The organism is Blautia sp. AM28-27, from assembly GCF_003480905.1.
Taxonomy (GTDB): Bacteria; Bacillota; Clostridia; order Lachnospirales; family Lachnospiraceae; genus Fusicatenibacter; species Fusicatenibacter saccharivorans.
In genome coordinates this window covers 1-445 of the sequence record NZ_QUJK01000015.1, presented here as the reverse complement: position 1 = coordinate 445, position 445 = coordinate 1, and positions in this window count along the sequence as shown.

Here is a 445-nt window from a genome sequence, read left to right as displayed (position 1 = left end):
TTTCGGATAGATTGTAAATAGTCAGATAAAATACAAAATATGCAGAATTAACTATATTTTTCTAAAAATAAGAAAATTCGAAAAAAGGTGTTGACTTTTGCTTTGGGCGGTGTTATTATAACTAAGCTGTCAGCGAGAGCTGATGCAAAAGAGTTTCTTTGAAACAGAAAAACCTAGTTCGGAGCCGGGTGGCTGCCGCGGGTTGGAAAAACTGCTTCAAAAAACCTGAAAAAAGTTCTTGACAAAAGCGAATGAGTTTGATAAAATAAACGAGTTGCTGATCGAGAGAACAGCAAAGAAGTTCGAAAGAGCTTCAAAAAATAAATTAAAAAAAGTTCTTGACAAACGAAAAGTTCTGTGATAAAATAAATGAGCTGATCCGAGTCGGAACGGCAAAGATCCTTGATAATTAAACAGTGAAACACATCCTCGAAAGTTCTGAATA